Source organism: Halomonas sp. 707D4, from assembly GCF_024158685.1.
Classification (GTDB): Bacteria; Pseudomonadota; Gammaproteobacteria; order Pseudomonadales; family Halomonadaceae; genus Vreelandella.
The window spans coordinates 1-8221 of sequence record NZ_JAMZBD010000105.1; the positions used below are offsets into that span (position 1 = coordinate 1).

10 protein-coding genes and 1 pseudogene are annotated in these 8221 nt (G+C 65.0%); 10 read left to right on the forward strand and 1 reads right to left on the reverse strand.

Annotation, left to right across the window (positions count from 1 at the left end; all coding sequences use genetic code 11):
• Window positions 1-417: acylphosphatase (gene yccX / locus BIS11_RS06505; protein WP_367399200.1), on the forward strand; the 417-nt coding region annotated here is incomplete at its 5' end.
• A gap of 28 nt (window positions 418-445) precedes the next feature.
• On the opposite strand, the gene BIS11_RS06510 is transcribed toward yccX, so the two are convergent.
• On the reverse strand, window positions 446-1393 hold the full coding sequence (locus tag BIS11_RS06510; protein WP_253422094.1) for a D-2-hydroxyacid dehydrogenase: 948 nt from the start codon (window positions 1391-1393) through the stop codon (window positions 446-448).
• 186 nt (window positions 1394-1579) lie between these two features.
• On the opposite strand from BIS11_RS06510, the gene BIS11_RS06515 reads away from it, so the two are divergent.
• The 9 genes and pseudogenes from BIS11_RS06515 to BIS11_RS06555 all read left to right on the forward strand — a co-directional run.
• Entirely contained in the window at window positions 1580-1879 is a 300-nt protein-coding gene (locus BIS11_RS06515; protein WP_253422091.1) for a zinc ribbon domain-containing protein, read from the forward strand.
• Window positions 1880-1920: 41 nt separating this feature from the next.
• The gene (gene aspS / locus BIS11_RS06520; protein ID WP_253422088.1) at window positions 1921-3702 is read left to right on the forward strand and encodes an aspartate--tRNA ligase; all 1782 of its coding nucleotides are present in this window, start codon (window positions 1921-1923) and stop codon (window positions 3700-3702) included.
• A gap of 94 nt (window positions 3703-3796) precedes the next feature.
• Window positions 3797-4345 carry a crossover junction endodeoxyribonuclease RuvC gene (gene ruvC / locus BIS11_RS06525; protein WP_253422085.1) on the forward strand — a complete coding sequence of 183 codons (549 nt, stop codon included), beginning with the start codon at window positions 3797-3799 and terminating at the stop codon, window positions 4343-4345.
• A gap of 106 nt (window positions 4346-4451) precedes the next feature.
• A complete protein-coding gene (gene ruvA / locus BIS11_RS06530) occupies window positions 4452-5057 on the forward strand; it encodes a Holliday junction branch migration protein RuvA (protein WP_253422082.1) in 606 nt (201 codons plus the stop codon).
• Window positions 5058-5116: 59 nt separating this feature from the next.
• Window positions 5117-6154: a Holliday junction branch migration DNA helicase RuvB gene (gene ruvB, locus BIS11_RS06535; protein ID WP_253422079.1), complete on the forward strand. Its 1038-nt coding sequence runs from the start codon at window positions 5117-5119 to the stop codon at window positions 6152-6154.
• Entirely contained in the window at window positions 6151-6561 is a 411-nt protein-coding gene (gene ybgC / locus BIS11_RS06540; protein WP_253422075.1) for a tol-pal system-associated acyl-CoA thioesterase, read from the forward strand. Before ruvB ends, ybgC begins: the two co-directional genes overlap by 4 nt.
• Before the next feature lie 96 nt (window positions 6562-6657).
• On the forward strand, window positions 6658-7338 hold the full coding sequence (gene tolQ / locus BIS11_RS06545; RefSeq protein ID WP_227390537.1) for a protein TolQ: 681 nt from the start codon (window positions 6658-6660) through the stop codon (window positions 7336-7338).
• Between the two features lie 11 nt (window positions 7339-7349).
• Window positions 7350-7787: a protein TolR gene (gene tolR / locus BIS11_RS06550; protein ID WP_253422072.1), complete on the forward strand. Its 438-nt coding sequence runs from the start codon at window positions 7350-7352 to the stop codon at window positions 7785-7787.
• Between the two features lie 13 nt (window positions 7788-7800).
• A pseudogene (locus tag BIS11_RS06555) lies at window positions 7801-8221 on the forward strand (protein TolA); the annotation flags it as partial.

An 8221-nucleotide genomic window follows, 5' to 3' on the forward strand; every position in this document is an offset into this window, starting at 1 on the left:
GTCTACTACAGCTCGTTGATCTTGCTGTTCGGTGCGGCCTTCACCCGCTCGCTGCTGGTTCGCCGCGGCAGGGCGATCGTTCCGCGCAACAGTGCCGTACGCATCAAGCACGAGTTCATCAAGGAGTTCAAGGAGGCGGACATGGCCACCAAGAGCGTACGGGCGCTGGTGAGCGGCAAGGTGCAGGGCGTGAACTTTCGCAGTGCCACCCGTGAGAAAGCGCTTGCCTCCGGCGTCAGTGGCTATGCCAAGAACCTGGCCGATGGCCGGGTCGAAGTGCTGATGTGTGGCGAGGAAGCGGCCGTCAAGACCCTCTGCGACTGGCTGCACGAGGGTCCGCAGAGTGCGCGCGTCACGGACGTGAACCTCGAGGAGGTCCGCGAGGCCCACGTGCCGGAAAGCTTCACCACGGCGTGAGAGCGATACCCCGCCGTGGCGAATGGCTTCAGGCGGGGGTGTCGAAGGAGGCGATGTTCTCGGCGGTCAGTCGCACGATGTTCTGGCGCGCCTCCGGCGTGATCCAGGCGTTGTGCGGGGTAACGACGAGATTGAGCGCTTCGTTCGCGGCCAGCGCATCCAGAAGCGCATGACCCTCCCGGGGCGGCTCTTCGGGAAGCACGTCCACTGCCAGCCCGCCGATGCGGCCTTCGCGCAGCGCGGCAAGCGCGGCGTGCTCGTCGATGATACCACCCCGCGCGCAGTTGACCAGCAGCAGCGACGGCTTGGCCCGTGCGAGACGCCGTTCGTCGATCAAGTGGCGAGTCGCGTCGTTGAGCGGGCAATGCAGGCTGATCACATCGGCGTCTGGCAGCAGATCGTCGAGGCTTGCGCGATCATCACGCTGCTCGGCGCCGGAGCGGGCGGCGAAGACGACGTTCATGCCGAAGGCCTCGGCCAGGCGCGCCACTTCGGAGCCCAGCTCCCCCTGGCCGACCATGACCAGGGTCTTGCCGGCGAGTTGCAGGGTAGGGTACTGCTGCAGGCAGAAGAACGCGCTCTTCTGCCAGGCGCCGGCGGCCACCTCCTGCTGATAGCGGGGCAGGCGCGCGGCGAGTGTGAGCATCAGCATCATGGTGTGCTGCGATACGCTCGCGGTGCCGTAGGCGGTCACGTTCTTCACCGCGATCCCGTTGGCCCTGGCGGCGTCGAGATCGACGTTGTTCAGGCCCGTCGCCATCACGCAGATCAGGCGCAGCCTGGGCAAGGCGTCCAGCAGCTCGCGACTCAACACCACCTTGTTGACCAGGGCCACCTCGGCGTCCTCGAGCCGCTCGAAGGCCTGCTCCGGTGTGGTCTGGTCGTGGATCACGAGTGACGAGACACACGCGCGAATCGGGGTGAAATCGATATCCGGACCCATGCTCTGGGCGTCGAGCATCACGGCGTTTGGCATTGAGCGTTCTCCATCAGCGGCACTGGCCGCTTGGCCTTGCCCGTCGGGGGGCACAAAAGGGTATAATGCGTTGCTTTGTCGACCGCAGTCTTGGAATTTATTTCGGCAGGCCACATATTCTCACGGCCCAACGCCGTTGGGATGTTCACTGTCCTGTTGGAGTCGAGCTTTTCAGGAGCCATCAACATGCCCATCTATGAGTACGAGTGCAAGGCCTGCGGCCATCGCATGGAAAAATTGCAGAAGATCAGCGCCGACCCGCTGAGAGAGTGTCCCGCCTGTCAGAAGCAGGACCTCGAGCGTCTGGTCTCGGCGGCAGGCTTTCGCCTGGCGGGCGGCGGCTGGTACGAAACCGATTTCAAGACCGGGGGCAAGAAGAATCTGGCGGCGGACAGCGCCCCCTCGGCCCCGGCCGGCGGTACCTCGAAGGATGGCGGTGCCGCGCCGACAAGTAGCTCTTCACCGAATAAAGGGGCCGCGGCCTGACCACGACCCCTTTATCGTCACGTAACAAAACAGGATGAGACATGCGCAGTCATTATTGCGGCCAGCTTAACGAAACCTTGGTGGATCAAACGGTCACCGTCTGCGGGTGGGTACACCGTCGGCGCGACCACGGTGGCGTCATTTTCCTCGACATGCGCGACCGCGATGGTATCGCCCAGTTCGTGGTCGACCCGGACACCGCCGACGCCTTCGCCACCGCCGACCGCGCTCGTAACGAGTACGTTCTACGCATCACCGGCCGCGTTCGTCTGCGCCCGGAAGGCACTCAGAACCCGAACATGCCCACCGGCATGATCGAGATCCTGGCCAAGGACGTCGAGGTCCTCAACACCGCCGCCACGCCGCCGTTCCAGCTCGACGAGCACGGCAAGGTCGGCGAGGAAGTGCGCCTCAAGCACCGCTACATCGATTTGCGCCGTCCGGACATGATCGAGAAGCTGCGCCTGCGCTCGCGCATCTCCCACAGCGTGCGCGCGTTTCTGGAAAACGAAGGCTTCCTCGATATCGAGACGCCGGTACTCACCCGGGCAACGCCGGAAGGCGCCCGCGATTACCTGGTGCCGAGCCGCACCCACGCCGGCGAGTTCTTCGCGCTGCCGCAGTCGCCGCAGCTGTTCAAGCAGCTTCTGATGGTCGCCGGCTTCGATCGCTACTACCAGATCGCCAAGTGCTTCCGCGACGAGGACCTGCGCGCCGACCGTCAGCCGGAATTCACCCAGATCGATATCGAGGCTTCCTTCGTCGAAGAGAGCGATATCATGGGCATCACTGAGGCGATGATCCAGAAGCTCTTCAAGGAAGTGCTCGACGTCGAATTCCCCGAATTCCCGCGCATGACCTGGCAGGAAGCCATGGACCGCTTCGGCTCCGACAAGCCGGATCTGCGCATTCCGCTCGAGCTGACCGACATCGACGACTTGATGAAGCAGGTCGACTTCAAGGTCTTCTCCGGCCCGGCCAATGCCGAAGACGGCCGCGTCGCCGCCCTCAAGGTGAAAGGCGGTGCCAGTCTCTCGCGCAAGGAGATCGACGAGTACACCAAGTTCGTCGGTATCTATGGCGCCAAGGGCCTGGCCTGGATCAAGGTCAACGAGCGCGCCAAGGGCCTTGAAGGCCTGCAGTCGCCGATCGTCAAGTTCATGGAGAACGTGGTCGAGGAGCTTCTCGATCGCGTCGGTGCCGAGGATGGCGACATCATCTTCTTCGGTGCGGACAAGACCCAGATCGTCAACGAGGCGATCGGCGCGCTGCGCGTCAAGCTGGGTGCGGATCTCGAGCTCTACACCCAGGCCTGGGCGCCGCTGTGGGTGGTCGACTTCCCGATGTTCGAAACCGACGGCAGCGGCCGTTTGAGCCCGCTCCACCACCCGTTCACCGCACCCTCCTGTTCGCCGGAAGAGCTCAAGGCCGACCCGGCCAAGGCGCTCTCGCGGGCGTATGACATGGTGCTCAACGGCACCGAGCTGGGTGGCGGCTCGATCCGTATCCACGACCAGACCATGCAGCGTAGCGTGTTCGAGATTCTCGGCATCGGTGAAGAAGAGGCCCAGGAGAAGTTCGGCTTCCTGCTCGACGCGCTCCAGTACGGCGCGCCGCCCCACGGCGGCCTGGCCTTCGGCCTCGACCGCCTGGTGATGCTGATGGCGGGCGCCAAGACCATTCGCGAAGTGATCGCCTTCCCGAAGACCCAGAGTGCGGCGTGTCTGATGACCGACGCCCCGGGCGAGGTCAGCCCAGAGCAGCTCAAGGAGCTCAACATCCGCCTGCGCCAGAAGGCCAAGGCCGATACCACCGGCGAGTAATCGCCGGCGGTTCTTCGAAACGGCTCTTCGAAACACCGACGCTCGCGTCGGTGTTTTTGTTTGAGCCGGCAGGCTTGCTTTGAAAGGATCCCCCATGGACGAACGACTCGCCATGCCCCGGCGCATCCTGGGCATCGACCCGGGCTCGCGCATCACCGGCTACGGCGTCATCGAGCTCTGCGGCACCAAGCCCGCCTACGTGGCCAGCGGCTGCATTCGTACGAGCGACGATGCCCTCGAGCAGCGCCTGGCCCAGATCTACGCGGGGCTTGCCGAGGTCATCGGCCTTCACCGGCCGACGGAAGTCTCCGTCGAGCGGGTGTTCATGGCCAAGAACGCCGATTCCGCCTTGAAGCTCGGCCAGGCACGCGGCGCGGCGCTGGTGTGCGTGGCCAACCACGGGCTGGGCATCGCCGAGTACGCCGCCCGCCAGATCAAGCAGGCGGTGACGGGCCAGGGCGGGGCGGACAAGACCCAGGTCCAGCACATGGTGACCGCCATTCTCACGCTGTCGGCCACTCCCCAGGCGGACGCCGCCGACGCCCTGGCGATCGCCCTGACCCACGCCTACGCGGGGCAGGGGTTCGATACCTCGGCTACCCGCACTGCGCGGCGACGCACGAGCGGGCGCTGGCGGCTCTGAGCCGCCCCGACCACTGGTCATGTGTACAGAGTCATCTTATAGTAGCCATCTGCCTGGTTCTGTACGCGCCAGCTAACCCTCTGTTTTATCGGTAATGGGGCATTCTATGATTGGTCGTTTGAGCGGCGCGCTGCTGGAGAAACATCCCCCTTGGGTGGTCATCGACGTGCACGGGGTCGGCTACGAGCTGGAAGCCTCCATGAACACCCTGGTCGCGCTTCCCGCTCTGGGGGAAAAGGTATCGCTCTATACCCACCTGACGATTCGCGACGACGCGCATCTGCTCTACGGCTTCGCCCGCGAGCACGAGCGCGCGCTTTTTCGCGCCTTGATCAAGGTCAACGGGGTGGGGCCCAAGCTCGCCCTGGCGATCCTTTCCGGCATGGACGAGGACGCCTTCATGCGCTGCGTGCGCGACGACGACAGCAAGGCGTTGACGAAACTCCCTGGCGTCGGCAAGAAGACCGCGGAGCGGTTGATCATCGAGATGCGCGACCGTTTCCCCGAATGGGACGCCGCCCACGCGCCGCTCGCCCTGGAAGCCGCCAACGGTCAACCCGCCCCGCGTAATAGCCTGGCGGATGCCGAAGCGGCACTGGTGAGCCTGGGCTACAAGCTCACCGAGGCCGCCAAGATGCTGGCCGATATCGATCCGCGCCAGAGTACCGAGGCGCTGATCAAGGCCGCCCTCACCAGGCGCATGGGAGGCTGAATGCAGCGTCTTCCAGCTTTACCTCTTCGCGCCTGCAAGCCCCCATTCTGCGAGTTCCCATGCTAGAACACGACCGGCTCATCGCCGCCGCCCCGGAGCAGGGCGAGGTACGCATCGACCACGCCATCCGTCCCAAGAAGCTCGCCGACTACATCGGCCAGCCGCGGGTGCGCGAGCAGCTCGAGATCTTCATCGGCGCGGCGCGCCTGCGCCAGGAGAGCCTGGATCATACCCTGGTGTTCGGCCCGCCGGGGCTCGGCAAGACCACGCTTGCCAACATCATCGCCACCGAAATGGGCGTGGGGCTCAAATCCACTTCCGGCCCGGTGCTCGAGCGCGCCGGCGACCTGGCCGCCATGCTCACCAATCTCGAGCCCGGCGACGTGCTGTTCATCGACGAGATCCACCGTCTTTCGCCGGTGGTCGAGGAGGTGCTCTATCCGGCGATGGAAGATTTCCAGCTCGACATCATGATCGGCGAGGGCCCGGCGGCGCGCTCGATCAAGCTGGACCTTCCGCGCTTCACGCTGGTCGGCGCCACCACCCGGGCGGGGCTTCTGACCTCGCCGCTGCGCGATCGCTTCGGTATCGTCCAGCGCCTGGAGTTCTACAACCTCGAGGAGCTCACCGAGATCGTCGCCCGCTCGGCGCGGCTGCTCGAGGTCGAGACCGACCATGACGGCGCCATCGAGGTGGCCAGGCGCTCGCGGGGCACGCCACGCATCGCCAACCGGCTGCTTCGCCGGGTACGCGACTACGCCGAGATCAAGGGCAACGGTGTCGTTAACGCCACGTTGGCGGACGCTGCGCTCAATATGCTAAACGTGGATCATCACGGGCTCGATCACATGGACCGCCGCTTGCTGCTGGCCATGATCGACAAGTTCGATGGCGGCCCGGTCGGGGTGGATTCCCTCTCGGCGGCGATCGGCGAGGAGCGCGACACCATCGAGGACGTGATCGAGCCCTACCTGATCCAGCAGGGGCTGATGATGCGCACCCCGCGCGGGCGCATGGTGACGCGCCAGGCGTGGCTGCATTTCGACCGCGTGCCCCACGAGCAGAGCGTCGACATGGAAGGGGAGCGGCGTCCATGAGCGCGACGTTCCAGATGCCCGTCCGGGTCTACATCGAGGACACCGATGCCGGGGGGATCGTCTACTATGTCAACTACCTGAAATTCATGGAGCGCGCCCGCAGCGAGTGGCTCAGGGAATGTGGCTTCGACCAGCAAACGCTGCTGGACGAGGGGACGCAGCTAGTGGTATACCGCTTGGCTTGTCACTACAGCAGGCCAGCTCGCCTGGACGACCAGCTCACGGTAGACGCCACGGTGGACAGCATCGGCCGCTGTCGCATGGTGTTCGAGCAGCGCGTTTGGCGCGAAGCGGAACTCCTGTGTCGTGCCACAGTCGAGATAGCCTGCTTGAACGGCCGGACGCTGCGCCCCAAGCCGTGGCCTTTCGACCTTGAGCGCTTGAGCGACGAGCGAGCCGTGCCATGAACCAACGCGGTCGCCACGCGGCCGACACGATGAACCCACTTGACCAATGCGCCTGGCGCCAACCGACCGATGAGGGCAACTGTGAACGATAACACCATGTCCATCCCCCACCTGATAATGAGTGCCAGCACCGTCGTGCAGCTGGTCATGCTACTGCTCGTGGTGGGGTCGATCCTCTCATGGGTGGTGATATTCCAGCGCAGCATCGCCGTGCGTCGCGCCAAGCGCGAATACAGCCAGTTCGAGGAGTCCTTCTGGTCCGGGGTGGACCTCAACGAGCTCTACCGCGAGATTCCCGCCGACGACCCGCGCCACGGCGCCGAGCACATCTTCCAGTCGGGTTTTCGCGAGTTCAACCGCCTGATGCCGAAGACCCGCAACGCCGACACCATTCTCGAAGGCGTACAGCGCAGCATGCGGGTGGCCTGGTCGCGGGAAGAGGATCGCCTGACTCAGCACCTCACGTTCCTCGCCACCGTCGCCTCGGCGAGCCCCTACATCGGCCTGTTCGGCACGGTCTGGGGCATCATGGGCTCGTTCCAGTCGCTCTCCATGTCCCAGCAGGCCACGCTCGCCACGGTTGCGCCCTGGATCGCGGAAGCGCTGATCGCCACCGCCATGGGCCTGTTCGCCGCGATCCCCGCGGTCATCTTCTACAACCGCCTCTCCAACGACGTCGGTCGCCTCCTGGGTAAATACGAGGACTTCGCCGAGGAGTTCCACGCCATCCTGCATCGCAATCTCCAGGGTCGCGACAGCAGCAAGAGCGCCGGCTAAGGGAGTTCGCCATGCACGGTCCATTTCACCGCGGCGGCGGCAAGAAACCGATGGGGGAGATCAACGTCGTTCCCTTCATCGACGTCATGCTAGTCTTGCTGGTGATCTTCATGATCACCGCCCCCATGCTGACCCAGGGTGTGCAGGTCGACCTTCCGCAGGTCAGCTCGGAACCCCTGGACAACGATAACGACAACGACCCGATCATCATCTCCGTCGACAGCGAAGGCAGCTACTACGTCACCCTTGGCGAAGACACCACGGCGGTCACTCTCGACGAGATGTCCGAGCGGGTGGTGGCGATTCTCGGTCGCCAGCCCAATACGCCGGTCATGGTGCGCGGCGATCGCAACGTCCAGTACGGGCAGATCGTGGTGCTGATGAGCACGCTGCAACGCTCCGGTGTCGCCAATGTCGGGCTTCTTTCCGAGCCGCCGCAGGATGGGTAAAGGGAATCTTTCTATGCCCCAGGACTCTTCCCGCGACCCGCAGGACGTCGGCTACGGCTGGCCGACGATTCTGGCCATCGGCGTGCACGTGCTGATCGTGGCCTTCAGCCTGATCAGCCTGCCGACCCGTACCGAGGAGCCGGATACCACCTCGATCGTGCAGGCGACCTTCGTCAGTACCGAGACCTTCACCGACCAGGCCCAGCAGGCAAGCGAACAGCAGGCGGCCCTGCAGGCCGGCGCCCAGGCAGAAGAGCCGCCACCGGAGCCTGCGCCGGAACCTCCTGCCCCGCAGGAGGATACCCAGGCGCAAGCCGAGGCGGCAGCGCGTGCCGAAGCCGAAGCCCAGGCCGCTCAGGAGCGCGAGCGCGCCCTCGAAGAGGCCCAGGCCGAGGCGCAGCGCCGCGAGCAGGAGGCCGAGCGCCAAGCCGAAG

What these genes read in the sequence shown, in the direction of transcription:
- tolQ (WP_227390537.1), top strand. Translation starts at nt 6,658, where the DNA reads ATGTCCATCCCCCACCTGATAATGAGTGCCAGCACCGTCGTGCAGCTG.
- aspS (WP_253422088.1), top strand. Translation starts at nt 1,921, where the DNA reads ATGCGCAGTCATTATTGCGGCCAGCTTAACGAAACCTTGGTGGATCAA.
- ruvB (WP_253422079.1), top strand. Translation starts at nt 5,117, where the DNA reads ATGCTAGAACACGACCGGCTCATCGCCGCCGCCCCGGAGCAGGGCGAG.
- ruvC (WP_253422085.1), top strand. Translation starts at nt 3,797, where the DNA reads ATGGACGAACGACTCGCCATGCCCCGGCGCATCCTGGGCATCGACCCG.
- tolR (WP_253422072.1), top strand. Translation starts at nt 7,350, where the DNA reads ATGCACGGTCCATTTCACCGCGGCGGCGGCAAGAAACCGATGGGGGAG.
- BIS11_RS06515 (WP_253422091.1), top strand. Translation starts at nt 1,580, where the DNA reads ATGCCCATCTATGAGTACGAGTGCAAGGCCTGCGGCCATCGCATGGAA.
- ybgC (WP_253422075.1), top strand. Translation starts at nt 6,151, where the DNA reads ATGAGCGCGACGTTCCAGATGCCCGTCCGGGTCTACATCGAGGACACC.
- ruvA (WP_253422082.1), top strand. Translation starts at nt 4,452, where the DNA reads ATGATTGGTCGTTTGAGCGGCGCGCTGCTGGAGAAACATCCCCCTTGG.
- BIS11_RS06510 (WP_253422094.1), bottom strand. Translation starts at nt 1,393, where the DNA reads ATGCCAAACGCCGTGATGCTCGACGCCCAGAGCATGGGTCCGGATATC.